The sequence below is a fragment of the Actinomadura sp. WMMB 499 genome (assembly GCF_008824145.1).
Taxonomy (GTDB): domain Bacteria; phylum Actinomycetota; class Actinomycetes; order Streptosporangiales; family Streptosporangiaceae; genus Spirillospora.
This window is the reverse complement of sequence record NZ_CP044407.1, coordinates 2,554,637-2,578,911: the sequence shown is the minus strand read 5'-3', so window position 1 is coordinate 2,578,911 and position 24,275 is coordinate 2,554,637. Positions and strand designations below refer to the sequence as shown.

Annotated in this window: 22 protein-coding genes, 1 tRNA gene and 1 pseudogene; 13 read left to right on the top strand and 11 right to left on the bottom strand. The window is 67.5% G+C overall.

Annotation, left to right across the window (positions count from 1 at the left end; translation table 11 throughout):
• The first annotated feature begins 8 nt into the window (after window positions 1-8).
• Window positions 9-1,043 (top strand): D-alanyl-D-alanine carboxypeptidase family protein, encoded by a 1,035-nt coding sequence (locus F7P10_RS11075; RefSeq protein ID WP_151009270.1) that lies wholly within the window; start codon window positions 9-11, stop codon window positions 1,041-1,043.
• Between the two features lie 19 nt (window positions 1,044-1,062).
• Here F7P10_RS11075 and mscL read toward each other — a convergent pair whose 3' ends face one another.
• The 8 genes from mscL to F7P10_RS11035 all read right to left on the bottom strand — a co-directional run bounded on the left by mscL (window position 1,063) and on the right by F7P10_RS11035 (window position 9,881).
• Window positions 1,063-1,473: a large conductance mechanosensitive channel protein MscL gene (mscL, locus tag F7P10_RS11070; RefSeq protein WP_151009269.1), complete on the bottom strand. Its 411-nt coding sequence runs from the start codon at window positions 1,471-1,473 to the stop codon at window positions 1,063-1,065.
• Between the two features lie 184 nt (window positions 1,474-1,657).
• Window positions 1,658-2,455: an SAF domain-containing protein gene (locus F7P10_RS11065; protein WP_151009268.1), complete on the bottom strand. Its 798-nt coding sequence runs from the start codon at window positions 2,453-2,455 to the stop codon at window positions 1,658-1,660.
• The gene (locus tag F7P10_RS11060) at window positions 2,452-3,258 is read right to left on the bottom strand and encodes an S-methyl-5'-thioadenosine phosphorylase (protein WP_151009267.1); all 807 of its coding nucleotides are present in this window, start codon (window positions 3,256-3,258) and stop codon (window positions 2,452-2,454) included. The genes F7P10_RS11065 and F7P10_RS11060 overlap by 4 nt, the downstream gene beginning before the upstream one ends.
• A gap of 103 nt (window positions 3,259-3,361) precedes the next feature.
• On the bottom strand, window positions 3,362-5,482 hold the full coding sequence (locus tag F7P10_RS11055; RefSeq protein WP_151009266.1) for an MMPL family transporter: 2,121 nt from the start codon (window positions 5,480-5,482) through the stop codon (window positions 3,362-3,364).
• Window positions 5,483-6,161: 679 nt separating this feature from the next.
• The gene (locus F7P10_RS11050) at window positions 6,162-6,524 is read right to left on the bottom strand and encodes an FmdB family zinc ribbon protein (protein ID WP_151009265.1); all 363 of its coding nucleotides are present in this window, start codon (window positions 6,522-6,524) and stop codon (window positions 6,162-6,164) included.
• A 117-nt stretch (window positions 6,525-6,641) separates the two neighbouring features.
• The gene (locus F7P10_RS11045) at window positions 6,642-8,126 is read right to left on the bottom strand and encodes a potassium/proton antiporter (RefSeq protein WP_151009264.1); all 1,485 of its coding nucleotides are present in this window, start codon (window positions 8,124-8,126) and stop codon (window positions 6,642-6,644) included.
• 106 nt (window positions 8,127-8,232) lie between these two features.
• Window positions 8,233-9,276: a D-isomer specific 2-hydroxyacid dehydrogenase family protein gene (locus F7P10_RS11040; protein WP_254716543.1), complete on the bottom strand. Its 1,044-nt coding sequence runs from the start codon at window positions 9,274-9,276 to the stop codon at window positions 8,233-8,235.
• A gap of 68 nt (window positions 9,277-9,344) precedes the next feature.
• The gene (locus F7P10_RS11035; RefSeq protein WP_254716542.1) at window positions 9,345-9,881 is read right to left on the bottom strand and encodes a 5-formyltetrahydrofolate cyclo-ligase; all 537 of its coding nucleotides are present in this window, start codon (window positions 9,879-9,881) and stop codon (window positions 9,345-9,347) included.
• 93 nt (window positions 9,882-9,974) lie between these two features.
• Here F7P10_RS11035 and galU point away from each other — a divergent pair, with 93 nt between their 5' ends.
• From galU to F7P10_RS11000, 7 genes are all read left to right on the top strand, one after another.
• Window positions 9,975-10,901 (top strand): UTP--glucose-1-phosphate uridylyltransferase GalU, encoded by a 927-nt coding sequence (gene galU, locus F7P10_RS11030; protein WP_151009262.1) that lies wholly within the window; start codon window positions 9,975-9,977, stop codon window positions 10,899-10,901.
• Between the two features lie 21 nt (window positions 10,902-10,922).
• Complete coding sequence (gene glp, locus F7P10_RS11025) at window positions 10,923-12,131, top strand: gephyrin-like molybdotransferase Glp (protein ID WP_151009261.1); 1,209 nt, start codon at window positions 10,923-10,925, stop codon at window positions 12,129-12,131.
• Window positions 12,128-12,595, top strand: coding sequence for a cyclic pyranopterin monophosphate synthase MoaC (gene moaC, locus F7P10_RS11020; RefSeq protein WP_151009260.1), 468 nt, complete (start codon window positions 12,128-12,130; stop codon window positions 12,593-12,595). The genes glp and moaC overlap by 4 nt, the downstream gene beginning before the upstream one ends.
• On the top strand, window positions 12,592-13,065 hold the full coding sequence (locus tag F7P10_RS11015) for a molybdenum cofactor biosynthesis protein B (protein WP_151009259.1): 474 nt from the start codon (window positions 12,592-12,594) through the stop codon (window positions 13,063-13,065). The genes moaC and F7P10_RS11015 overlap by 4 nt, the downstream gene beginning before the upstream one ends.
• Before the next feature lie 42 nt (window positions 13,066-13,107).
• Entirely contained in the window at window positions 13,108-13,725 is a 618-nt protein-coding gene (locus F7P10_RS11010; RefSeq protein ID WP_176611406.1) for a GNAT family N-acetyltransferase, read from the top strand.
• A gap of 201 nt (window positions 13,726-13,926) precedes the next feature.
• On the top strand, window positions 13,927-14,418 hold the full coding sequence (locus F7P10_RS11005) for a hypothetical protein (protein ID WP_151009257.1): 492 nt from the start codon (window positions 13,927-13,929) through the stop codon (window positions 14,416-14,418).
• Window positions 14,419-14,466: 48 nt separating this feature from the next.
• Window positions 14,467-14,543: transfer RNA gene (locus tag F7P10_RS11000), tRNA-Ala, on the top strand.
• A gap of 523 nt (window positions 14,544-15,066) precedes the next feature.
• Here F7P10_RS11000 and F7P10_RS10995 read toward each other — a convergent pair.
• Window positions 15,067-15,588 carry a transposase gene (locus F7P10_RS10995; RefSeq protein ID WP_218040460.1) on the bottom strand — a complete coding sequence of 174 codons (522 nt, stop codon included), beginning with the start codon at window positions 15,586-15,588 and terminating at the stop codon, window positions 15,067-15,069.
• 134 nt (window positions 15,589-15,722) lie between these two features.
• Here F7P10_RS10995 and F7P10_RS44210 point away from each other — a divergent pair.
• Together F7P10_RS44210 and F7P10_RS10980 are read left to right on the top strand one after the other, a co-directional pair.
• Window positions 15,723-15,824: pseudogene (locus F7P10_RS44210) on the top strand (transposase); the annotation flags it as partial.
• Window positions 15,825-16,658: 834 nt separating this feature from the next.
• On the top strand, window positions 16,659-19,073 hold the full coding sequence (locus F7P10_RS10980) for an SIR2 family protein (protein ID WP_151009256.1): 2,415 nt from the start codon (window positions 16,659-16,661) through the stop codon (window positions 19,071-19,073).
• Window positions 19,074-19,086: 13 nt separating this feature from the next.
• Here F7P10_RS10980 and F7P10_RS10975 read toward each other — a convergent pair whose 3' ends face one another.
• Together F7P10_RS10975 and F7P10_RS10970 are read right to left on the bottom strand one after the other, a co-directional pair.
• Window positions 19,087-19,602, bottom strand: a complete 516-nt coding sequence (locus tag F7P10_RS10975) for an NUDIX hydrolase (RefSeq protein WP_151009255.1) — start codon at window positions 19,600-19,602, stop codon at window positions 19,087-19,089.
• Window positions 19,603-19,616: 14 nt separating this feature from the next.
• Window positions 19,617-20,747 (bottom strand): lipopolysaccharide assembly protein LapB, encoded by a 1,131-nt coding sequence (locus F7P10_RS10970; protein ID WP_151009254.1) that lies wholly within the window; start codon window positions 20,745-20,747, stop codon window positions 19,617-19,619.
• A 675-nt stretch (window positions 20,748-21,422) separates the two neighbouring features.
• On the opposite strand from F7P10_RS10970, the gene F7P10_RS10965 reads away from it, so the two are divergent.
• The 3 genes from F7P10_RS10965 to F7P10_RS10955 all read left to right on the top strand — a co-directional run bounded on the left by F7P10_RS10965 (window position 21,423) and on the right by F7P10_RS10955 (window position 24,193).
• Window positions 21,423-21,857 (top strand): ATP-binding protein, encoded by a 435-nt coding sequence (locus F7P10_RS10965; protein WP_176611405.1) that lies wholly within the window; start codon window positions 21,423-21,425, stop codon window positions 21,855-21,857.
• A 372-nt stretch (window positions 21,858-22,229) separates the two neighbouring features.
• Window positions 22,230-22,649, top strand: a complete 420-nt coding sequence (locus F7P10_RS10960) for a hypothetical protein (protein WP_151009252.1) — start codon at window positions 22,230-22,232, stop codon at window positions 22,647-22,649.
• 266 nt (window positions 22,650-22,915) lie between these two features.
• A complete protein-coding gene (locus F7P10_RS10955) occupies window positions 22,916-24,193 on the top strand; it encodes a relaxase (protein ID WP_151009251.1) in 1,278 nt (425 codons plus the stop codon).
• Window positions 24,194-24,275: the final 82 nt, after the last annotated feature.

The window sequence follows — 24,275 nt, the reverse complement described above, 5'->3', positions numbered from 1 at the left end:
AAACCACCGTGCCGAACCCCCGGTCGGCTGCGCTGACCGCGGTCTTCCTGGTGATGGCGATGTTCTCCGCGCACGGCGACGCGAGAGCCGCCGACGGTCCGGACGATGCCTACGAGAAGCTCCGCAGCGAGGCGTCGAAGGCTCGCGAAGAGCTGGAGAAGGCCACGGGCGAGATGAAGGACCGCCGGCAGGCTCTCGAGAAGTCGCAGGAGAAACTGCGCGCCACCCTGAAGGAACTCACCGTGGCCGAGGCCGAACTCAACCGGATTCGCGAGCCGGTGGCCCGGCTGGCGAACACCTCCTACCAGCATCCGGACTCCACCGGGCCCCTCGCGGCCCTCGGCGGCGGGGACCCGGTGCAGGTGCTCAGGTCGACGGCGGACGTGGCGATGCTCGCCCAGACGCAGCAGTCGCTCGTGGAACGTGCCGACGACCTCCAGCGCCGCCACAAGGACCTCGTGTCGACCGAGCAGGAGCTCCAGTCGAGCAACGCGGTCGAGCAGGCGCGCGTCGAGCAGGACATCGCCTCGCTCAAGAAGCGTTCGGCGGACCTCACCGAGAAGCTCAACGCGCTCCTCGGCGACCTCCCGAGGTCCAAGCAGGTGCAGCTCACGTGCGATGAGGATCTCGTGGCCGAGGCGAAGGGATTCCCGAACGGGCTGATCCCGTCCAAGTACCTCTGCGACCTCCCGCAGAAGGGCCACCAGCTCCGCGCGGACGCCGCGCTGGGGTTCTACAAGCTGAACGCCGCCTACAAGGAGCGGTTCGGCCGCGAGATGTGCGTGACCGACGCCTACCGCAGCCTGTCCGAGCAGCACAGCGTCTACGCGAGCCGCCCCGGCTTCGCGGCCGTCCCGGGGACGAGCAACCACGGCAAGGGCCAGGCGCTGGACCTGTGCGGCGGGATTCAGAACGCGGGCTCGGCCCAGTTCAACTGGATGGAGGCCAACGCCGAGAGGTACGGCTGGTTCCACCCGGCGTGGGCCTACAGCAATCCGTTCGAACCGTGGCACTGGGAGTACGGAACCGACAGCGCCCACTGAGCGACAGCGCCCAATTGCCTCAGGCGGGCGCCTGGACCGGCGTGACCTCCGCGGTGCAGAACTGGCAGCGGCGGGCCTTGACCGGGATCGCCCCCAGGCATTCCGGGCAGTCCCGCTCGGTGACCTCCTTGTTGCGGTCCATCCGCTCGATGAGCTTCGACATCGGCAGCACGACGAGGAAGTACACGATCGCCGCAGTGATCAGGAACGCGATCGCCGACGTGAGGAAGATCCCGTACGGGAACTTCGTGCCGTTGATCGTCACCGCGAGCGCCGTGTAGTCGGGCTCGCCCCCGATCAGCGCGATCAGCGGAGTGATGAAGGAGGTGGCGAAGTCCTTCACGAGGCCCGCGAACGCGGCGCCGACCACGAACGCGACCGCGAGGTCCACCAGGTTGCCGCGCAGCAGGAACTTCTTGAAACCACCCATTGAACGCTCCAATCGTCGGGGGGACGCGCCCGCCCTGGACCCTTCGACGGCCCGTACATCATCCGGACGGCACGCACCGGAACGGTCACGGATCGTATTGTTTCGAGCCGTGTTCCGCCAAGTCGGGACCCGACCCGGGCCGTGGCCGGGTGCCAGGGGTCGATGGCCGGGTCCGGGGGTGGCGTCAGGTGGTGATCGTCACGGCCAGGTCCGTTCGGGATCCGGCCAGCGCGAGGGCCTGGCCTCTGGTCGTTGCGAGGACGATCAGAGCGCCGTCTCGTGGCCCTTCGTCTTCCGGGGACGGGACGGCGATGACGGGGACCGAGGAGACCACCACGCGTGCCCCGTCCCACGGGGTTCCGGTGGGGCGTGCGGCTGTGCGGGTGCTGGGTGGCGGTAGGGGGCCCGGCCTGTGGGACACCGGTGCTGGGGCGGGCGAGTCGCGAGTGCCGGATAGGGGGCGAGGCGAGTCCCTGCTCGTTGCCACCGGGGGCGAGTGCCGGGCCGGGTGCGGTGCTCCGGTCGGCGGACGGTCGATGCCGGCCGGTGGCGCTGCCATGGGTGCCTCTCCGGGGTGCGGGGCCGCCAGGACGTCGATGCGGTCGCCCGGACGGACCAGGCGGACGGTGCCGGCATCGGCGATGCGGATCGGGGTGGCGACCTTGTCGGGACCGAAGCCGCGCAGGAGGCGGTCGCCGATGACGCGGACGTCGGTGAGCGGTTCGCCGCGGCGCATGGGCCCGGCGAGGACGCGGCCGGCCGCGTCGGCGCGGAGGGCGCCGGACGGGACGGCTCCGGGCGGGAGGGAGACGGGACGGACGTCGGACGCGGCCAGGGTCGCTCCGGCCGGGAGATCGCGGGCGGCGGCGAGGACGCGGACGGTCGCGGGCGGTCCGGGGCGCAGGGTGAGCAGGGCGAGCCAGGCGGCGGCCGCGGCGAACAGGGTCGCCAGCGGCCGTCGCAGGCCGGTTAAGCGGGTCACGGTAGTTCCAGCGGGAGTTCCATCCCGTCCAGGGCGCCGGGGCAGGGGCAGTCGCGGTCGGTGGGCAGGACGGTGACGATGTCGGCGACCAGGGAACGGAGCCGGCCGATGTTCTCGCCGAAGACCCGCAGGACCTCGTCCATCGTGACGCCCTCCCCCTCTTCGATGCCGGCGTCGAGGTCGGTGACGAGGCACAGGGGGGTGTAGCAGAGGGCGAGTTCGCGGGCGAGGACGGCTTCGGGGTGCCCGGTCATGCCGATCAGGCTCCACCCTTGGGACGCGAACCAGCGGGACTCGGCACGGGTGGAGAACCGGGGGCCCTCGATGACGACGAGGGTGCCGGAATCGGCCGGGGTCCAGCCGGTGGAGCGGGCGGCCCGCAGGGCGGTGCGGCGTCCGTCCGGGCAGTACGGGTCGGAGAACGAGACGTGGACGGCGGCGCCCGCGTCGTAGTAGGTCTGCGGACGCCCGGACGTGCGGTCGACCAGCTGGTCGGGGATCGCGAGGGTGCCGGGGCCGAGGTCGGGGGTGAGGGAACCGACGGCGCTCGGTGCGAGCACCTGCCGCGCCCCCAGGGATCTCAGCGCCCACAGGTTGGCGCGGTACGGGATCTTGTGCGGTGGATACCGGTGGTCGCGGCCGTGGCGGGGGACGAACGCGACGCGCCGTCCGCCGAGTTCCCCGACGGCGATGGGGTCGCTGGGCGGGCCGAAGGGCGTGTCGACCCGGACCTCCTCGACCTCGTCGAGGAAGGAGTAGAAACCGGAGCCGCCGATGACTCCGATGGGAGGTGTGGTTGACATGTGGCCGACATTAGTCAGCGGGGGAGGAGGGCCGTCGGGGGAATCGTGATTGTGGATAACTTCGGGGCGGGACCCGTCCCGACGACGGGCCCCGCCCCGGACATCAGCGGACGAGTTGGTGCACCCGGGGCGTTTCCTCGGCCGGTTTCTCGCGGGCGAGACGGCTCGGCGTCCAGATGCGGGGGCCGATGTCGTGCGCGAGGGCGGGCAGGAGGACGGAGCGGACGATCAGCGTGTCCAGGAGGACGCCGAGCGCGACCGCGAATCCGAGTTCGACCATGAACACCAGCGGGAGCGTCACCAGCGCGGCGAAGGTGGCGGCTAGGACGAGGCCCGCCGAGGTGATGACGCCGCCGGTGACGGTCAGACCGCGCAGGATGCCGCGCCGGGTCCCGAGCGACTGCGACTCCTCCCTGACGCGGTGCATCAGGAAGATGTTGTAGTCCACGCCGAGCGCCACCAGGAAGATGAACGCGAGCAAGGGGAACGACGCGTCGGATCCCTCGAAGCCGAAGACGTGCTCGAAGAAGAGCGCCGAGGCGCCCAGGGCCGCCAGGAACGAGAGGATCACCGTCGCCATCATCAGCAGCGGCGCCACGAGGGCGCGCAGCAGCAGCACCAGGATGAGGAGGACGACGACCAGGACGATCGGGATGATGACGAGGTTGTCGCGGGACGACGCCTCGTTGGTGTCCACGCTGATGGCCGTGGTCCCGCCGACCTTCGCCTCGGACGGGACGGAGTCGCGGAGGCGCTCGACGGTCTGCTGCGCGGCCTCGCTGTCGGCCGGGTCCCGCAGCGTCGCCTCGTACTGGACCAGGCCGTCCGCGGTCTGCGGCGGGCCGACTCCGGCGACGCCCTCGGTGCCGCGTATCGCCGCCGCGACCCGGTCGGACGCCGCCGCCGGGGCGATGACGACGGCAGGGGAACCCGACCCGCCGGCGTAGTGCTCGGTCAGAACCTCCTGGCCCGCGATGGAGTCGGTCCGTTCCCTGAACATCCCCTCGTTGGACAGCCCGGTGGCGTTGAGGGAGAACAAGCCGAGAGTGAGGCCCGCCAAGGCGACCGTGGTGACGGTCCAGAGCGCGCGCGGGCGCCTGCCGACGAGTGCGGCGATCCGGCTCCACACGCCGTGCTCGGCCTCGTACGCCTCGGGCTGCAGGTACTTGGGGTCGTAGCGGGGGATCAGCGGCCAGAACAGCCAGCGCCCGCAGACGACGAGCAGCGCCGGAAGCAGCGTGAGCATGGCGGCGAGCGCGGTCAGCACCCCGGCGGCGGCGACCGGCCCCATGCCCGCGGTCGAGTTCATCGCGGCGAGCAGCAGGCACACCAGGCCGGCGGCGACGGTCGCCGCGGACGCGATGACGGCGGGGGCGGCGCGGCGCAGCGCGAAGGCCATCGCCTCATGACGGTCCTCGTGCCGGTGCAGTTCTTCCCTGTACCGGGCCACGAGAAGGAGTGCGTAGTCCGTGGCGACACCGAAGACCAGGACGGTCAGAATCCCCGCGCTCTGCCCGTTGACCGTCAGGTCCGCGTACCTGGCCAGAAGGTAAATGAGTGACTGGGCGAGCCCGAGGGCGAACAGCGCGCTCAGAACCGGGACGAACCAGAGGATTGGACTGCGGTAGATGAGCAGCAGCAACACGATGACGACCCCGCCCGCGGCCATCAGCAGGAACCCGTCGAGGCTCTCGAAGACCTCGAACTGGTCGGCGCCCGCGCCGGCGGGGCCGGTGACGTGCGCCTCGAGGCCGGGCGGTCCGCGCTGGGCGAGCTCCCGGGCCTCGTCCACGGCGTCGACGAGGGTCTCCTCGCCGGTGAGCGGCACGAGCACCTGCAGCGCCAAGCCGTCCTCGGAGGGGATCGGACCCTGCACGGTCTCCGCCCCGGGAAGTCCCCGGAAGGCCGCCATGTCCTCGGTGACCGCCGTGCGGTCCGCCGCGGTGATGCCGGACGGCCGTTCGTAGACCACGACCGCGAGCATCGACTCCTCGGTCCGGAAGCGCTCCTGCAGCTCGACGACCTGCGTCGACTCGGCCCCGCCGGGCAGCCAGGAGGACGCCTCGTTCTCCTCCACGTCGCCCAGCCTCCCGGCGAGCGGGCCGAGGGCGGCCAGCAGGACGATCCACAGGGCCAGCACGATCCATTTGGTGCGCCGGCCGGCGATCCATCCGGCCAGGCGGTTCGGGCGGTCGTCCGGCGGCGCCGGACTGGGTTCGCTCATGGTTCCTCTCCGCTGCTGCTCAAGCGGGGTGAAGTCGAGATATGTCGTGTGTTCGGGCAAATGTCTCTCGGCTGGCGAGAGGTGTCAAGTACTATCTCGAAATTGCGGGGGTGCGGTGGCGGTGGTACCCGACCGCGGTGGCGCGTCGGCACGGGTCGTCGACGCGTCTTGCTCGTCCGGACCAATGCTCGCCGGAGCGCTACCGTCCGCGCGTCCCACGAGGGAAGCGAACCGCGGTACGTCCAGAGATGCAGGTCCGCCGCCCCGACTTCACCCGCGAGGTGTATCCACGCCCGGTGGGCACGACCGTGAGGTGGAGAGCAATGGTGGGCGCGGTCGTCCGCAAGGTGCAGACGCATGGGCGGGCATGCCGCGAGGCCGGGGCGGGAACCGCGGAGCCAGGCCCCTGGAGCCGGGGGGCTTCACCGGTGGCAGCATCAGCCGGCTCGCGCGGAAAGCCGAGACCGCCGTCAACGGTCGCCGTCAACGGTCGCCGTCAACGGTCGCCGTCAACGGCCACGTCAACGGCCCGCGCCGGACGGAACGTTGGTTCGGGGAGCTCGACCGCGAGCCTCGGTGCCGGGGCGGCGGGAGCTCCAGGGGGCGGCGCGACTTCCCTGCCGACGCGACACGACTGAGGGCAACGGCGCGCGGCCGTTGCCCTCACACCTGCCCGAAGCTAGGCGACCTTCTCCTTGGACGACGAGGACGAACCGGAGTCGCCGCCCGACGAAGACGAAGAGGACGACGAAGACGACGAGTCGGACTTCGCGGAGCCGTCGCCCGAGGCGGACGACGAGGACGACGAGTCGGACGAACCGCTCGACGAGCCGCCGGACGAGGAGCCCGCGGTCGACTTACCGGAGCCGCGGCTGTCGGTGCGGTAGAAGCCCGACCCCTTGAAGATGATCCCCGCCGCGGAGAAGACCTTGCGCAGCTTGCCCTCGCACGCCGGGCAGTCGGTCAGCGCGTCGTCGCTGAACTTCTGCACGACCTCCAGAGGCTCGCCGCACTCGGTGCAAACGTACTGATACGTCGGCACGGTTCCTCCTAGCTGACTCAGCCCGGCGGGTGGCCGCGGACTGGCACTCACTCTGAACGACTGCTAATGGTACCCGTGAGTTGAACAGGAATCGTCACCGGTCTGTTCCCCGGGCGGTCAAGCGCCGGTCTCGCCGAACCAGCCCGCCAGCTTCCCGCGTCGGCTCACGGCGCGCAGGCGGCGCTCGGCGACCTTGCGCACGTCCTCCGTCGTCACGACCAGCAGGGTGTCGCCGGACTGCAGCGGGGTGGTGGACTCCGGGACGAAACTGGACCCGTTCCGCACGATGAGGGTGATGGACGCACCCGCCGGGAGCCGGAGCTCGAAGATCTCCACGCCGCTCAGCCCGGAGTCGGGCGGGATCCTGACCTCCAGGAGGTCGGCGTGCAGCTCCTCGAGGGGTGCGGCCTCCACGTCCAGCTCGCGCGTCCCGTCTTCGCGTTCGAGCCGGCACAGCCGCGCGACCCACGGCAGCGTCGGGGCCTGCAGGAGCGTGAACACGACGACGATGTTGAAGATGATCGCGAAGTTGCGGTCGGAGCCCGGGAGCTGCTCCACCATCGGGATGGTGGCCAGGACGATCGGGACGGCGCCGCGCAGCCCGGCCCACGACAGGAACAGGCGTTCGCCCCACGGGATCCGGAAGCCGACGGTGGAGACCAGCACCGACACGGGACGGGCGACGAACAGCAGGATCGAGCCGATGATCAGAGCCGGCAGGATCTGCGCCGGGAGGTCGCCCGGGGACGCGAGCAGGCCGAGCATCACGAACAGCCCGATCTGCGCCAGCCAGCCGACGCCTTCGGCGAAGCCGCGCGTGGCGGGACGGTGCGGCAGGCGGGCGTTGCCGAGGACGAGGCCGCAGACGTAGACGGCCATGAACCCGCTGCCCTGCATGAGCGCCGTGGCGCCGTACGCGCCGACCGTCATCGCCAGGACGGCGATGGGGTAGAGGCCGGAGGCCGGCAGCGCCACGCGGCGCAGCGCCTGGGTGCCGAGCCAGCCGATCGCGACGCCCATCAGGACGCCCAGGACGAGCTGGTAGACGAGCATCCCGGACAGTTCGAGCAGGTCGGGGGAGCCCGATGTGGTGGCGAGCGCGATCACGATGATCACGACGGGGGCGTCGTTGAACCCGGACTCGGCCTCCAGCAGGCCGGTCACGCGGGCGGGCAGCGGGAGCCGGCGCACGACGGAGAAGACGGCGGCGGCGTCGGTGGGGGCCAGTGCGGCGGCGAGCAGGAAGGCGATGCGCCAGTCGAGGCCGATCAGCCAGATCGCGGGGAGCGCCACGATCACGATGCTGAGCAGCGTCCCGATCGTGGCGACGCTGAGCGCGGCGGGAACGGACGGCCTGACATGCCGCCAGTTCGTGGTGAGACCGCCCTCGGCGAGGATGAGGACGAGGGCCGCGAGGCCGAGGGTCTCGGCCAGCGCGACGTCGTCGAACCGGATGTGCAGCGGGCCGGACTCGCCGATGAGGAGGCCGAGACCCATGTACGCGAGCAGGGACGGCAGGCCGGACCCGTGCGCCAGCCGGACGGCGGCGATGGCGCAGAGTACGAGAACGGCCCCGAGGAGTAGCCAGATGTCGAGCTGCACATCCCACCCTTCGCGGGGTCGTCAAAGTTGAACGTTTAGGGATCCTACAGATTAAACGCCCATTTGCGCATTTCGGGTTGAGTGATGGGAGGTCGGCGACTCGCGGTCAACGCCGTCTGACCTGCGGATTCACCCCGTTGATGACGTTCCCCACGCCGTCGCCGCGCACCGCGGCCGTCACGTTGTCCCGCACGATCGAGACGAGGTTCAGCTGCGACAGGTCCGAGCCGCCCGCCGCGTGCGGCGACAGCAGCACCCGGTCGTGCGCGCGCAGCGGATGGCCGTCCGGGAGCGGCTCGGTGTCGAACACGTCGAGGGCCGCACCGGCCAGCCGTCCCGACTCGAGGGCCGCCAGGACGGCGCCGTCCGGCGCGATGCCCCCGCGCGCCACGTTCACCAGCAGCGCGCGGTCCGGCAGCAGGGCCAGCCGCTCCGGGCCGATCAGCCCGCGCGTCTCGTCCGTCAGCGGGACCGCCAGCACCAGGACGTCCGACGAGGCGACGAGATCGTCCAGGTCGCGGTAGGTCGCGGACGCCTCGGGGCGCGGGCGCCGCGTCCAGTACGAGACGTCGCAGCCGAGCGCCCCGAACAGCCGGGCGATCTCGGAACCGATCGCCCCGAACCCGACGACCCCGACGCGCTGCGCGTGCAGCTCCCGCGGCCGCTGCGCCAGCAGCTCCGCCTGCGGCCATCCGCCGCCGCGCATCAGCCGGTCGCCCCGGACGAGGTTCCGGCAGAGCGCGAACGCGGCGCCCACCGCCCACTCGGCCACGCCCCGCCGGTTGAAGCCCGCCGCATTCGCGACCGGCACGTCCCGGGCGGTCAGCGCGGCGACGTCCAGGCTGTCGGTCCCCACCGCCGGCATCTGGACGAACGCGAGGCGCGGCGCGGCCGCGACCTCCTCGGCGTCGAGCCGGAGCCGTCCGGTGTAGTCGCCGATGACGATCTCGGCATCGGCGAGCGCCGCGTGCAGGCCCGCGCGGCCGCCGGTCCCCGGGAACCGCACCTCGGCCGCGTCGCCGAGCGGTGCGAACAGCCCCCGCACGATCTCCTCGGCGATCGGGGGCAGTGACAGGATCCGCCACGGCTCGGTCATCTCGAACCTCCAGGTGAAGCCGAACTCGATCGCAACGTTGAATGTCGCGATCATTCCGCTCGGTCACCTTATGCGGGCGTCCGATACCGGCCACTCCGCCGGACCTGATCGGGTACGTTCCGTCACGTCCGGCCCGGTCGGTCGAGCCGCACCAGCCCCCGCGACGGCGTGGCGACGGCCCGGACGCGCCGGTCGTGCGGCTCCGCGGGGACCGCCGGGAGCAGTTCGTCGTCGTACACCAGCGCCACCGTCAGGATCGCGGGCCCCACGCGGGCGAGCGCGCGGTCGTAGGACCCGCCGCCGCGACCGAGCCGCACGCCCGTCCCGTCCACCGCGACGGCCGGGGTCAGGACGACGTCCGCGCTGGCCACGGCCCCGGGGCCGCGCGGCGGCTCGGTCGGCTCCAGGCATCCCCGGGGGCCGGGCGCGAGCGAGTCCGGGCCCTCGTAGGACGCCCAGTCGAGATCGCCGTCCGGGAGCAGCCGCGGCAGCAGCACGTACGTCCCGCGCTTCCACAGGGCGAAGAGCAGCCCGCGGGTGTCCGGTTCCGGGTCGATCGAGACGTACGCGGCGATCGTCCCCGCCATTTCCACCTCGGGCACCGGCAGCAGCGCGTCGCGCAGTGCCCGGCCCGCTTCCGCGCGCGCTTGGGGCGCCATTGTGGCACGGTTACCCAGCAGTTCTGTGCGCAGTCCGGTCTTCGTTCCCATGTCGTGCACGCTGTCGTCCTTGCGGCTTACTAAGGTCTCTACATGACTGATATCGCACCAGTGACCAAGGCGGTCGTCCCGGCGGCCGGGCTCGGTACCCGATTCTTGCCCGCCACCAAGGCGACGCCCAAGGAGATGCTGCCCGTCGTCGACAAACCGGCGATCCAGTATGTCGTCGAGGAGGCCGTGGACGCCGGGCTCAGCGACGTCCTCATGGTCACCGGCCGCAGCAAGCGGTCCATCGAGGACCACTTCGACCGAGCCTACGAGCTCGAGGAGGCGCTGCGCGCCAAGGGCGACGACGGACGCCTCGCCGCGATCCGCGAGTCCAGCGAGCTCGCGATCATGCACTACGTCCGGCAGGGCGAGCCGCGCGGGCTCGGGCACGCGGTGCACTGCGCCCGCCAGCACGTCGGGCACGAGCCGTTCGCCGTCCTGCTCGGCGACGACATGATCGACGCCCGCGACAAGCTGCTGCAGCGGATGATCGAGGTCCGCGGCCGGTACGGCGGCAGCGTCGTGGCGCTGATGGAGGTGCCCGCCGACCAGGTCTCCGCCTACGGCTGCGCCGCCATTGAGGCCACCGGCGAGGACGACGTCGTGCGGATCAGCGACCTGGTCGAGAAGCCCTCCGTCGAGGAGGCGCCCAGCAACTGGATCGTCATCGGCCGCTACGTCTGCGACCCGGCCGTGTTCGACGTGCTGGAGAAGACCCCGCCCGGCCGCGGCGGTGAGATCCAGCTCACCGACGCGCTGCGCACCCTGGCCGACATGTCCGCCGAGGCGGGCGGCGGCGTGTACGGCGTGAAGTTCCGCGGGCGCCGCTACGACACCGGCAACAAGCTCGAGTACCTGCGGACCGTCGTGGAGTTCGCCGCCGAACGCCCCGACCTGGCCCCGGAGTTCCTGCCGTGGCTGCGCGAGTTCGTCCGGACGCACGACGGCGTGGGCGGCGACGGGAACGCCTGACGGCCCGTCACACTTGAGGGCATGAGAACGGTCGACGAGCATCTGAACGACATCCTCGGCAGCGTCCCGGTGCTGCCGCCGCTCGACCTCGCGCTGCTGGAGGCGCAGGGGACGGTCCTCGCCGAGCCCGTCTCCGCGCCCGTCCCGCTGCCCCCGTTCGACAACTCCGCGATGGACGGCTACGCCGTCGTCGCGTCCGACGTCGCGGGGGCCACCGAAACCGACCCGGTGACCCTGCCGGTCGTCGGCGACGTCGTCGCGGGCGACCCGGCGGTGTCGGCGCTGCGCCCCGGGCTGACCGCGCGGATCATGACCGGCGCGCCGATGCCCGCCGGGGCCGACGCGGTGATCCCCGTGGAGTGGACGGACGCCGGGACGGCGCGCGTCCGGATCACCCGGCCCGCGCCGTCCGGGCACTACATCCGGCGCGCGGGCGAGGACGTCCGGGAGGGGCAGATCGTCGTGCCCGCCGGCACCCTCCTCCGCGCGCCGCAGCTCGGCATGATCGCCGCCGTCGGGACGGCCCGGGTGCGGGTGCGCCCGAAGCCGCGCATCGTCGTCGTGTCCACCGGGGACGAACTGCGCGAACCGGGCTCGCCGCTCGGGCACGGCCAGATCTGGGAGTCCAACAGCTTCATGCTGACCGTCGCCGTCGCCGAAGCGGGCGGCGTGGGCTACCGGCAGGCCACCGTGGACGACGAGCCGGGCTCGGTCAGAGACATGCTGGAAGACCAGCTCGCCCGCGCGGACGCCATCGTCACGTCCGGTGGCGTCTCCATGGGCTCCCGGGACGTGGTCAAGGAAGTGCTCACCGGCACCGGAACCGTGAAATTCCACAAGGTCGGCATGCGCCCGGGCAAACCACAGGGCTTCGGCCTCCTGGAAGACACGCCCATCTTCACGCTCCCCGGGAACCCGGTGAGCGCATATGTGTCGTTCCAAGTGTTCGTACGCCCGGCCCTACGCGCCATGCAGGGGCTCCCACCGGAGCCTTTGCCCACGGTAAGCGCCGTCCTCTCCGCCGACCTCAAGTCCCCTGCGGGCCTCAGGCACTTCCTGCGCGGCAACCTCACCTACGGCGAGGACGGCTACACCGTCGACCCTTCCGACGTGCAGGGCTCGCACCAGCTGGCGTCCCTCGCCTCCGCTAACGCGCTCATCACCGTCCCCGAAGCCACCGAGACCCTCCCGGCGGGCAGCACCGTCCGCGTGATGAGATTGCCCGCATGACCGAGTTCTCCCACCTCGACGACGCGGGCGCCGCCCGCATGGTCGACGTCTCCGGCAAGGACGTCTCGGCCCGCACCGCGACCGCCACCGGGTTCGTCCGGCTGTCCCCCGAGTGCGTCTCCGCGCTCCGGACCGGGGACGTCCCCAAGGGCGACGCCCTCTCGGTCGCCCGCATCGCCGGGATCATGGGCGCCAAGCGCGTCCCCGACCTCGTCCCGCTCTGCCACCCGATCGCGCTGCACGGCGTCACCGTCGACCTGACGATCGAGGACGGCGGAGTGGCGATCACCGCCGTCACCCGCACCGCCGACCGCACCGGCGTCGAGATGGAGGCCCTCACCTCGGTGAGCACGGCCGCGCTGGCGCTCGTCGACATGGTCAAGGCCGTCGACCCGGCCGCCGTGATCACCGACGTCCAGGTCACCGAGAAGACGGGCGGCAAGCACGGAAGGTGGAGCCGATGAAGGCGATGGCCGTCACCGTCTCGAACCGCGCCGCCGCCGGCGTGTACCCCGACCGCTCCGGGCCCGTCCTCGTCGAGATGCTCTCCGACCTCGGCTGCCAGGTGGACGGCCCCGTCGTCGTCCCCGACGGCGAACCCGTCGAGGATGTCCTGCGCGACGCCGTCGAACAGGGCTACGACGTCGTCGTCACCACCGGCGGCACCGGCCTCACCCCCACCGACCGGACACCGGAGATGACCCGCCGCGTCCTCGACCGCGAGATCCCCGGCATCGCCGAGGCCATCCGCATGGACAACCGCGACAAAGTTCCCACGGCAATCCTTTCCCGGGGCCTCGCGGGCATTTCCGGCCGCACCCTCATCGTCAACCTGCCCGGCTCGACCGGCGGCGTCCGCGACGGCATGACCGTCCTCGGCCGCGTCCTCGCCCACGCCGTCGACCAGGTCCACGGCGGCGACCACAAAAAATAGCGTTCAGGCGCCCCACCAGGGAATCATGGAAACGTGGAAAGAATGCGGGGATGGCCGGTCACCCTGACCGAAGGTCCCGTGGGCCTGCGCCCGCTGCGGCATCGTGACGCCGCCGTCTGGCGCGAGCTGCGGGTTCGCAACGCCGACTGGCTGCGCCCCTGGGAGCCCACCAACCCCGAGACACCGCTGTTCCGCAGCGGCCTCGGCCCGTACGTCAGCATGGTCCACACCATGCGCCGCGAGGCCCGCCAGGGCCTCGCCCTGCCCTGGGTCGTCACCCACGAGGACGACTTCGTCGGCCAGCTCACGATCGGCGCGATCGTCTGGGGTTCGGCCCGCTCCGCCCAGATCGGCTACTGGATCGACCGCCAGGTCGCGGGCCGCGGCGTCACCCCCACCGCCGTCGCCCTCGCGGTCGACCACTGTTTCTTCACCGTCGGCCTTCACCGGCTCGAGGCGAATATCCGTCCCGAGAACGCCGCCAGCCGCCGCGTCGTCGAAAAACTGGGATTCCGCGAAGAGGGAATTCGACGCCGGCACCTGCACATCGACGGCGCTTGGCGGGACCACATCTGCTACGCCCTCACCGTCGAGGACGTCCCCGGTGGCCTGCGCTCCCGCTGGCTCGCGGACCGCCGCAGAGCATTTCCCCGACAGTGACTTTCGGCTCGTAAATATCCTGCGCCGCCGATGACTCGGCAAACGGAGAGTAACGGCGCGATCGATCTCGCGACACACCGCCCCTTATGCTCGTCAACCTCTGACACCGGCTCGTACCGTGCGGGGCGTGACCCTGCTCCCAATGCACGTGCGCGGGCCGATAGTCGGCCCGCGCCTCAGGCGTGCCCTGGGGGTGGTCCGATGAGCAGTGCCGTCCTCTACCTCGCCATCGTCGCCGTCTGGGCGATCGTCCTCGTCCCCATGTGGCTCCGCCGCGACACCGAGAAAGAAGTCGAGGAAGAACACACCGAACCGGAGCCGCGCCGCGCGCCCCGCGCCCCGTCCCGCGCGAAGGTCATCGCCCGCCGCCGGCGGCGCACCGCGGGCCTCACCGCCCTGGTCGCGACCGCCCTCGCCGTCGCCGCCTCCGGCGTCGCCCCCTGGTGGAGCATCGCCCCCCCGGCCGTCCTCCTGGCCGGCCATCTCGCGCTCCTCCGCGCCGCCGTCGGCATGGACGCCGCCCGCCGCGAGGCCGCCGCCCGCGCCCGCGCCGCCGCCCGCCGCGCCGCCGAGACCGTCCCCGAGCCCGTCCCCGAGCCCGCCCAGGCCGAACCCGCCGAGATCATCGAACTCCCGACCCCCGAAGAGGTCTTCGACCAGTACGCCGACGACCGCCGCGCCGTCGGCGAATGAACGGTGGCGCGAACACCCTCCAGAGTTTGCTAACCTAATCGAGTCCTTGGGGCTGTAGCGCAGTCCGGTAGCGCACCTCGTTCGCATCGAGGGGGCCAGGGGTTCAAATCCCCTCAGCTCCACCAAGGAACACCAGGTCGGAGGCCGGTTTAGGAGAGATCCTAGACCGGCCTCTGCTCGTCTGCCACCAAGATGCCACCAGGACCGCCCATCCCGAGATGGCACGCCCCGCTACCCGTGCGGCTCCGAGCCACGCTCTGGCGCACACGGATACTTGAGGGCGAAGATGGCATGGCCGCGGCCACTGCAGGCAGCCACAGTTCATCTGGTGAGGGAACGAGGACCCGTCGCCAGGCGGCATCCTAGGTGCCGGCCGAGCAGAAGCTCCTCGGGCTCGGGAGCAACCTGGGCTCCTGTGAGGCTCGAACCTCGACACTGCGCAGATTCCGCTCCGGACCCTCAGTGACACTGAACACTTTGCCGTGCTCGTCCACGAAGTTACGGTCTACAGGAAGTGCCCCGGCCCTTATCGAGCAGCCAGGGCGCCTGGTAGCGCGTAGATGGTGGTCGCTGTCTAGTCCAGGAGGTGTAGCAGCACCTCCGCAAGCTGTGCCAGTGCGGCAACTGCACCGGCGACGGCGGTCACGTTCAGTCGGCGGTCGGGACGAGTCGGCCCGAACTCGATCTGGAAGGCGTTGAGAGGCGCGTTCCAGCGTATGGTCCACGCTCGCGGCCCTTGCCGGTCAGGTCCAGGGACATCAGCGCCATGTAGGCGCACTTCATCGCTGCGGCCTCGCTCGGGAAGGTTTCACGGGCGCGGACGGCCTTGCGTATCCGCGCGCTCATGCTGCCGATCGCGTTTGTGCTGCGGACGACCTTGCGGATCTCGACGTCGAAGCGGAGGAAGGGCACGAACTCTGCCCAGGCGTCCGACCAGAGCTCAATGACCGCCAGACACTTCCCGCCCCGGGCCTCCTGGAACTCCAGGGACTGTTCCTCGACCGCTTCCTGGTTCGATGCCGTGTAGATTGGCTTGAGCGCCTGGCGATCTTGTCTCAGTCCTGGCGGGTCGCGTAACGGAAGCTGTTGCGCAGCAGGGTTCCCAAAACCTGACGTTGATCGCGTCCGCGAACAAACAGGACCGGGTAGACGCGGCGGTCGATGGGGCAAACGGCGCTGACGCTTGCGGACGATCTACGGGACGGGCATGGCGCGAACCGGCCGATCTATGTGGTGATGGCGGTGACCGCGGAGGGCCACCGTGACATTGGTGGGCATCTGGGCCGGCGACGGCGCTGAGGGCAGCCAAGTACTGGCTGTACGTGTTCACCGAGCCGAAGAACCGCGGTGTCGAGGACGTCCTGATGCTGTTCTGCGACGGCCTCAAGGGCCTGCCCGAGGCGGTGGAGACGTTTGGCCTCGCACAATCGTCCACAATGCATCGTTCAGCTCGAAGGTGCCGCCGGTGTCGCGGGGCACCTCGACCTAGACCGGGCCGACGTCGGTGAGCACGGACTTGGCCCGCGTGCCGTCGCGGCTGTCGGCGCCGCCCAGGCCCGAGGCGTCGTGCTCGTCGTAGCCGAGCGGACTCCAGCACGCGCTTGGTCAGCTGCTGCAACAGGCCGCCCTCTTCGGTCAGCTGCAATCCCTGCGTCCGAGCACGCTCCACCAGCATCGAGAGCAGCTGCTCATCCGACGCCGCGCCCAGCGGCGCCAGGACCAGCTGCTCAGCGGACTCGCCCTCAACAATGCTGTCGGTTACCTGGCGTCTCCTTGATCACCGGATCTGCCGCCAATTAGACACTCCCTCGTCTGGCCAGTCCGGCATCCCAGATGCACGCCATCCGCAAACGATCTATGACGGCCAATCCGAACATTCCGTCCCAAGTGACAATGAATCGGACATGCCAAGCGTTCACCGGAGTGGGAGATGCAGTGACCGGCAAGCCGCATGAGAGCTTGCTCTACGTCTTCAAAGGTGCTACTCCGCTTCGCCTCAGCGCGGTGGGCAAGCGGTCTCTCCGGGGCAATCCTGACTCGCCAGCCTGGTGTGACACGGGTGATGCCTGAGGAGGGCCCTGCACTTGGCAACTTCGGTCCGACACTTGCCGTTTTAGGCCACTAGTAGTGCTTAGATGGTGATCAAGCCTTCCGAGTGATACCTTTCCGGGACTGCGAGTAAACAGAGTGGATCGCCTTGTCGCTAGGCGAGTGCAACACCGTGTCCAGCAGGGGGTCTTGTGATCGACCTAAACGAGCTCTGCTCCTTGGTGGACCCCGCTAGCACGACTTTGCTTCTTGGGGCGGGGGCATCTATGCCTTCGGGGGCCCCCAGTGGAGCGAGTCTGGCGAGAAGTCTGGCGAAAGAACTGGATCCTGTCCCCGACGGCAATGATCTGGCCGAGATCTCAGGGATCTATGAGATACGTAGAGGTCGACGCCCGCTAGTCGAGAGTGTTCGGAAGAAGCTCACGCCCCTTGAGCCATCAGGTGGACTTCTTGCACTCCCCGTCTACAACTGGCACGAAATATATAGCACCAATTTTGATCAACTGGTTGAAAAAAGTTACCGCCGCGCCAATGGAAATCTCGAGGTCATAAAATCCAACTTTGACTTTTCGACACCAAGAAGTCTTGTCGGTACGACTACGCTATTCAAGATTCACGGTTGCATCAGTGAAGATATCGCACTCGGGAACAAGGGACGTCTGCTCCTGACGGAACGGGATTATGACGAGTTGGAGCAGTACAGGCAAAGCCTGTGGCAAGCTCTTGCCCTGTCTATGACCACCACTGATACCCTAATTCTGGGACAATCTCTACAAGATACACACTTGAGAGATCTGGCAAAAGAGACAGCTCGACTACGAGACAAGCAGGGCACCGCGGGCCGGATCTTCCTCCTCTCTTACGAGCAGGACAGGGATCGAGCTCAACTCCTGGAGCAAAAAGGATTCAGAGTTGCATTTGGCTCACTAGACGAGTTCATGTATGTGCTAGGAGCTAAGGATAAGAGGGATGCACGGCTCGTGCATACGAGTACGTCGAGCGACCCTGACGATCTCCCGCCTGAACTTGCTACCGTCACGACAGATGTTGCTCACGCTGCGGCTCTTATGTCAGATGCTGCGCGGCTATTTAATGGTTCACCAGCTACTTACGCAGACATCTCCGCCGGCCTGACAATCCCGAGGGCAGTCGAGCTTGAACTACTCGATACTATGGTGAGCGCCAACGGGTACTCCTTGGTTATCACTGGGGTTGCTGGTGTGGGCAAGACGTGTCTGGCAAGGCGCCTGCTCTTCAAGCAGTACAAGGATGGGGCGTCATGCTGGGAACACCGGGAGTCGTATCCGCTCGACGTTGCTGCTTGGTTGCTGGTCGAGGAGTCACTTCGTGCGGCGGGGCGACGAGGGTTCCTCCTCATCGACAACTGCATGAGGCGAATGACTGAGCTCAACAAACTCGTTGAGATTTTCAGTCGCATTCCCGATCCCGCGTTGAGACTGGTTCTCACGGCGAACAAGAACCAATGGCAATCTCGCTCAAAGGCGCCTTATTTTTTCAGCAAGGGACGCGTCGAAAATCTGTCGATTCTTACTGAAGGTGATCTGGAGCAACTAGTAAACCTAGTTGAGCATCAGCCATCGATTCGCCGCCTGGTGGAACAACATTTTGCCCTATTGAGCAGACAGCAGCGCATCAAGCGCTTGCGGGATCGCTGTAGCGCGGAAATGTATGTTTGCCTTAAGAACATATTTGGTAGCGAGCGGCTTGACGACATTCTTCTGCGAGAATATGCCGAGTTGAAGGTCGAGGAACAGGAGATCTACAGGCACGTCGCTGTCCTGCAAGCGATGGATGCCAAGGTGCATAGGCAGTTGATCATACGCCTTTTGAACGTTGATGCGGGTACTCTTTCGACGTTGCTCTCTATAATGGAGGGTATAATTACCGAATATGACATCGATCCCCGCAGTGGCCTCTTCGGCTGGGCCACAAGACACGATGTCATTGCTGACGTTATTGCTACCTATAAATTCACCGATCAACAAGAGTTGTTCAATTTGCTGAGCAGGCTGATCGACGGAATAAATCCAGCGGTTTGGCTAGAGCTTGAAACCGCTCGAGCGATCTGTACTACTGAATGGGGAATTCAGCGACTCAGCAATTATGAAGATCAAGTTACTTTGCTGCAGAAAATGATTAGCAAGTTGCCGGCCGAACGAACTCCTCGTCGGCGTTTGATTAGAAAGTATCTCGATCTGTCAATGTTGGATAGTGCCGCCCAAGAGATGCAAATCGCCGCTCAAGAGATTGGGCAAGATCATATTATAGATCGCTACAAGGTGATTCTCGCCCTGCGGCGTGCTGAGGACACTCCGGGGATCCTTGAAGAAGACCGTATGGCTATGTTGCAAACCGCGTGGTCATCGGGCCTAAATTGCGTGTCGAGAAACCCCAGAGATCGCCATAGTTATCGAATACTCGCAGAAGCGGGTGCTGCGATCATGAAACGTGCCCGAAACCCCGAATTTCTGGACGAGGCGATCGTTCGTATGCGAGAAGCGGAGCGCGAGATCCTTGACCCGGAACTCTCGCGTGATCGACGCCAGTATGAGCAGATGAGCAGGAACTTCTCGTATCTGCGGTGAGCTTCCGGATCGGCTAATGTCCGTCCTGCAGGTAGAAGATTTTGCTTACTTCCAAGCTTTTCATGGCTGCGTGTGCACGCCGCCAGACGTATGGACGAAGGCGCATGGCGGCTTCGTCTTTGGTGCAGAACTTGAAGGACCTAAGCTCGTCGTCGTTGACGATTAGTCCGGTGATCTGGTGGTCGTCCAGTACGCCGCCGTCGAAAATGAACATGAGGCAGTCGTCCCAGGGGCCGTGCGGCGGTACCCAGTCAATGCACAGGAGTTGCCTGGGGCGTCGGTCGAGGTTGAGCTCTTCCTTCAGTTCCCGGCGGACGGTCTCGGTAGGGGGCTCGTTGGCTTCGCTCATGCCGCCGGGTAGGTCCCAGTCGGGCTTGTATTTTGGGTCGACCAGGAGTATTTGGCCTGCTGTGTCCCGGATGAGGGCGTCGGCGCCTACGCGTTTGCGAGGCTGAGTGGCGTTGCCCTCGGCGAGATGGGCGCGCCATGCCTCGGGGTCTCGCTCGTAGAGCGGTTCTTCTGGAGGCATCGATTCTCCTCGGCCTAACCTGCTTCGGTGGTCCCGTTGCTTAGCCAACTGTAGAGATCCCGTCGGCCTCGGAGGGTACCTTCTAGGCTGGGCATGAGCTCGGCGACTGTGGTGTTTGTGCGGTACGGCACCAGTAGTGTGTAAAGCTCGTCTAGTTGTTGTGTCACGAGGTGTGAACTCAGCCCCTGGATCAGGTCGAGTATCTCGTGTACTTGGGAGCACGCCTCGTCTGATCTTCCTTGGGCGATGAGCACGGTCACCAGGAGCAGTTTGGCGAAGACTCGACTGCGTGTGTGGCTGTCGGCACGGAGCTCGATGATGTGTCGGGCCTGGCGCTCGGCTTCGGCCAGCTTGCCGAGTTGGCGCATGCAGCGGGCGACTTCGCTTGCTAGCGAGCCCGAGTCGAACGGACTCACCCACGGTGATGGGCTCTCGTCGGCGGAGCGTTCGAGCGCTTTTTCGGCCTTCTTCAGTGAGTCTGCGCAGGCGGCTCCGTCGGCTCGGGCCGCCAAGCCGCGTGCTTCCATCGCGTAGAGCCGTGCGGAGAGTGCCGGCGCTGGCGGTGCGTCGCCGAGCGTGGCGTGGCCTTGGCGTGCCAGGGATATGGCCTGGTCGGGTTCGTCTTGGTGCAGGGACAGATGGCTCATGCTGGCGTAGACGTGGGCGGCGAACTGCGGGTCATCGCCCATCTGGGCCAAGGCCAGGGAGCGGCGGAAGTGCTGGTGGGCGAGCTGGTCGTGGCCTGCGTCGTGAGCCATCCAGCCTGCCATCTCGGTAAAGCCGCCTGCTGCGGTGAAGATGCTCGTACTCCCGCGGCTTGTCTGGGTACCGAACAGTCGGGGGGCGAGTGTGGACTGCAGGTAGCTGGTGACCGTGGGGTAAAGGTGTCCGCCGCCGATCTGCCGGTCTGCCGCGCGGAAGGCGTGAAGCGTCGTCATTTCCGGTTCGTCGCTCAACGGCAGGGCGCTGTCGAACGGAGTGAGTACGGCGTACTGCACGGCGGTGGGAAGCGATGGAACGACGGTGCGCGATGGAACGCGCGGCACTGATCGCGACTGGGGTTTCTCCGGGAGCTTGAACCACAGCAGGCCAGGTGGGATGCCGAGCGTACGGGCCCATGGGATGAGGCGATCGAGGTCGGTCACTGGCGGCCCGCTCTCGATGCGACTGAGTTGCGCCTGGGTGATGTTCAGCCAGCGTGCGACAACATCCTGCGGTAACGCCCGGGGACCATGGTGAGGGTGGTGACGGTATGCCCGGAGAAGCCGTCCCATGTGCCAGTTCGCGAGGGCTGTGCGTAGTGGCTCAGCATTCCAGAAGGCGGCGGGCACGGTCGGCGGCTTGGTGTAGTGATCACGCGCCTTCGCCTGGCATGGGGCGCACTGAGTGTCGGGATTGCTCCGTGCCAGACGTGCGCCGCAACTGCAGCAAATACGGACATTGTCCCCGGTTCTCATGACCGACGGTGACTTCCTGGTGATCGATTTCGACCAGTGCTTGTCGCCTGGTGATGGCTGTCTCCTCGTTATACCTCAAGCGCCTAAACGGTATGCCGAAGTCGCATAGCTCAGCGTCCCTTCAGGTTGGAAGCTGGTCACCCACCGCTCAGCAACCCGCGCGGAGGGCCCTATGCGTACGGCAGGCACGGTCAGAGGGGACGTCGGCCAGCCGTGTCCCAAGCGCAGGGTCGGCGTCGTCAGCAGATGCTCGTTCCCCCATTGCGACATCTGCGTGAGCCGGGCTCCGACGCCGACCCTGCTTCCGACTGATCCGGCAACGCACGAGGTGGCACTATGAATACCTGGACGTATCAAAGTGGGATGACGCTCGTTGCGCTGCCCAACGCCGCTTACTGGGGGCGTCGGCATGCTGAGGACGTCTTCAAGCGATGGAATGTGGGCGCTCCGCTCAATGATGTAAAACTTGTGATCACTGAGTTCGTCAGTAACGCGGTGAAGGCGACCGGCACGCTCGATGCATGCCAGCAAGAGGCATACGCGAAGGCCCCACTTGCGGTGCCGTTTGCTGAGATTGCTCAGCTCAAATGGGTGAAGCTGCGTCTGTCCTACGGGCAGGCCGTGGTGCTCGTTGAGGTGTGGGACAGCAGCGACGAACCGCCGGTCGAGCAGCTTCCTGACTTCGACTCCGAGGGAGGACGTGGGCTGCTCGTCGTCCGGGCCTACTGTGACAAGTGGGGCTGGTATCCGACCCAGGGCGGCGGGAAAGTAGTGTGGGCGGAGTTGCGGGTTTCGTGACTCGCGTGTTGGATACGCGGGTCCGGCTTCGTGCCTGTGGAGACAGTGGCGAGGCAGTTGGCTGCAGGGGTGTGCAGAGCTGTAAAACGCTGGGCGTAATGGGCAATCGCGGCGATTCTCAATTTTGCTGCGTATAGCGGGTATTGAGAGCCTCGTTGGAACGGTGAATGCCTTGATATTTCGCGGCATCGTGCATCACGCTTCGGTCGAGTTAAGAGAATAATGCGCCAACTCAACCGGCTGCCAAATCAGTCACTGCGGGATGCAAGATAGCTGGTAGAGCGCTACCTGTTGTGGATAACTTCCGCTTGGAAGATCACACTGGCCAGGCGAGGACCGGGCGCGGTCCTTGAAAGCCGGGAGCGGGGGTATATGGCGACAGGCAAGCGGGGCAGCGATGGGGCCGAGCCGCTGCGGCGTCGAGCGAAGCTCGACGGGGGACGGCGGCGAGAGCGCGAGCTCAGAATCCGCGTTTGTGACCAGGAGTACGAAGAGATCCGTGAGGCGGCAACGCGAGCTGGGCTCGCTTGTAGCGCCTTCGTCGTGAAGACGGTGCGCACCTCGATCCGAGAGCAGCAGCCCTTGGACGGAGCGCTCGTTGCTCTGCATGCCGAACTGCGAAACGCCAGCCGTCAGGTCAACGCGGTCGGGGTCAACCTCAACCAGCTCGTGCGCCATGCCAACACCTACAACGAGGTGCCGGAATCGGTGCGATGGTTGGCGGCGTACTGCTTCCAGGTCGTGCGGCGGGTGGAGGCCGCCATCGTCGAACTCGGCCGACGCCTGCCGTGATCGCGAAGGTCACTCGCGGCGCCGATGTCGGCAACCTGCTTCGGTACCTGTATGGGCCAGGGAAGCGGAACGAGCACGCCGACCCCCACATCGTGGCCGGGTACCGGCATCCGGCTGCCCTGGAGCCACCGAGGCGTACGGGTGGGAGGTGCGATCTTCGGCTGCTGGCCGATGCTATGCGCTCTCCGCTGGAGACGATGAGGCGAAGCCGACCGGCTGAGCCGGTCTGGCAATGCTCGCTCCGAACTGCCCCCACGGATCGTCCCTTGACTGACGAGGAGTGGGCCGACGTCGCCGAGGAACTGATGCATCAGACCGGCATCGCGCCACGGGGTGATCCGGAGGCTTGCCGGTGGATCGCCGTTCGTCACGCAGACGACCACATCCATGTCGTGGCCACGCTGGCCCGAGAGGACGGCCGTAGACCCAACATCACTCGCGACTACCTCAAAGCGCGTACGGCGTGCCAACTCGTCGAGCAAAGGTATGAGCTGGTGCGTACTGCGCCCGCGGACCGGACGGCGGCACCACGTCCTTCACGGGCTGAGCAGGAACGAGCCCAGAGGGCCGGCTTGGAGGAGCCGCCTCGTGTCGTATTGCGTCGGCATGTGGCCGCAGCCGCCGCATCGGCCGGCAGCGAGGAGGAGTTCTTTGCTGGCTTGCGTGAGCGCGGTTTGGCGGTGCGGCTGCGATTCAGTGTCTCGACCCCCGGAGAGGTCACGGGATACGCCGTTGCGGTCCCTGACTATACGAGCCGGGCCGGTGCACCGGTCTTCTTCTCAGGTGGAAAGCTCGCCGCTGATCTCACCTTGCCCAAGTTGCGTCATAGGTGGATGGATGGGGCAGTCCGGCCGCCTGCCACTGGGGCGCGTGGGCGGACGCCGCGTGCATGGGCCGCTCGCGAGGGGCGGGCCGTGGCCTATCGGCGGGCCGCCCGAGCGGCTGGGACGGCTGCTTGGCAGATGCGGGAGATACAAGATCCGCGTGTCCGGGCCGATCTTGCAGCGGCCGCCTCGGACGTTCTCCATGTCACGGCGGATATCACCGGTGACCACGGACTCGCCAAGGCCGCTGATGTCTACGATCGCGCAGCCCGAGAACCATACGGCCGTCCGCCACCGTTCACCACGTATGGCAACGCGTTGCGTGTGGCGGCGCGGATGCTTGCGGTCGCCAACGTCTGTTGGGAAGGTCGATCTGAAAGGAAGGATCACCTTTCGGTCGATCTGCTGCTCTTGATAGCGAACCTTGCAGATCTCATTGAATCGGCGGCTGAGCATCGCCATGCCCAGCAGCGGCTGGCGCAAGCCGATGCTGCTCGCCGGGCGGCTGGGAGGCTTCACGCCGTCCGATCGATGGCGTCCGGCACCGCTGGTCCGGTATCGCAGCACGTCACGGAGACCCTCGGCGAAGGCCGGGAGGTGGCCCGGCTTGTTGCCGAGTCCTTCCCGGTGCCCCTGGCCGACGGATTGGGAGCGACGGCAACGCACGTAACTCGTTCGGCCAGGAGGCCATCGCACCGCAAGGATGCGCCCAAGCGCTGACCTGATGGCCCAAGACTCGCCGATGCGTCCGTAGTGATGGAGCCGTGCTTACAGTCCGTGCACAATGACGGAGCGTAAACAA

Bases quoted from the DNA above. Each gene is read 5' to 3' on its own strand.
- F7P10_RS10965 (WP_176611405.1), top strand. From the start codon at position 21,423: ATGACGCTCGTTGCGCTGCCCAACGCCGCTTACTGGGGGCGTCGGCAT.
- F7P10_RS11060 (WP_151009267.1), bottom strand. From the start codon at position 3,258: ATGTCAACCACACCTCCCATCGGAGTCATCGGCGGCTCCGGTTTCTAC.
- F7P10_RS11015 (WP_151009259.1), top strand. From the start codon at position 12,592: ATGAAGGCGATGGCCGTCACCGTCTCGAACCGCGCCGCCGCCGGCGTG.
- glp (WP_151009261.1), top strand. From the start codon at position 10,923: ATGAGAACGGTCGACGAGCATCTGAACGACATCCTCGGCAGCGTCCCG.
- F7P10_RS11040 (WP_254716543.1), bottom strand. From the start codon at position 9,276: ATGATCGCGACATTCAACGTTGCGATCGAGTTCGGCTTCACCTGGAGG.
- F7P10_RS11055 (WP_151009266.1), bottom strand. From the start codon at position 5,482: ATGAGCGAACCCAGTCCGGCGCCGCCGGACGACCGCCCGAACCGCCTG.
- mscL (WP_151009269.1), bottom strand. From the start codon at position 1,473: ATGGGTGGTTTCAAGAAGTTCCTGCTGCGCGGCAACCTGGTGGACCTC.
- F7P10_RS11010 (WP_176611406.1), top strand. From the start codon at position 13,108: ATGCGGGGATGGCCGGTCACCCTGACCGAAGGTCCCGTGGGCCTGCGC.
- galU (WP_151009262.1), top strand. From the start codon at position 9,975: ATGACTGATATCGCACCAGTGACCAAGGCGGTCGTCCCGGCGGCCGGG.
- F7P10_RS10975 (WP_151009255.1), bottom strand. From the start codon at position 19,602: ATGCCTCCAGAAGAACCGCTCTACGAGCGAGACCCCGAGGCATGGCGC.
- moaC (WP_151009260.1), top strand. From the start codon at position 12,128: ATGACCGAGTTCTCCCACCTCGACGACGCGGGCGCCGCCCGCATGGTC.
- F7P10_RS10960 (WP_151009252.1), top strand. From the start codon at position 22,230: ATGGCGACAGGCAAGCGGGGCAGCGATGGGGCCGAGCCGCTGCGGCGT.
- F7P10_RS11005 (WP_151009257.1), top strand. From the start codon at position 13,927: ATGAGCAGTGCCGTCCTCTACCTCGCCATCGTCGCCGTCTGGGCGATC.
- F7P10_RS11035 (WP_254716542.1), bottom strand. From the start codon at position 9,881: ATGGCGCCCCAAGCGCGCGCGGAAGCGGGCCGGGCACTGCGCGACGCG.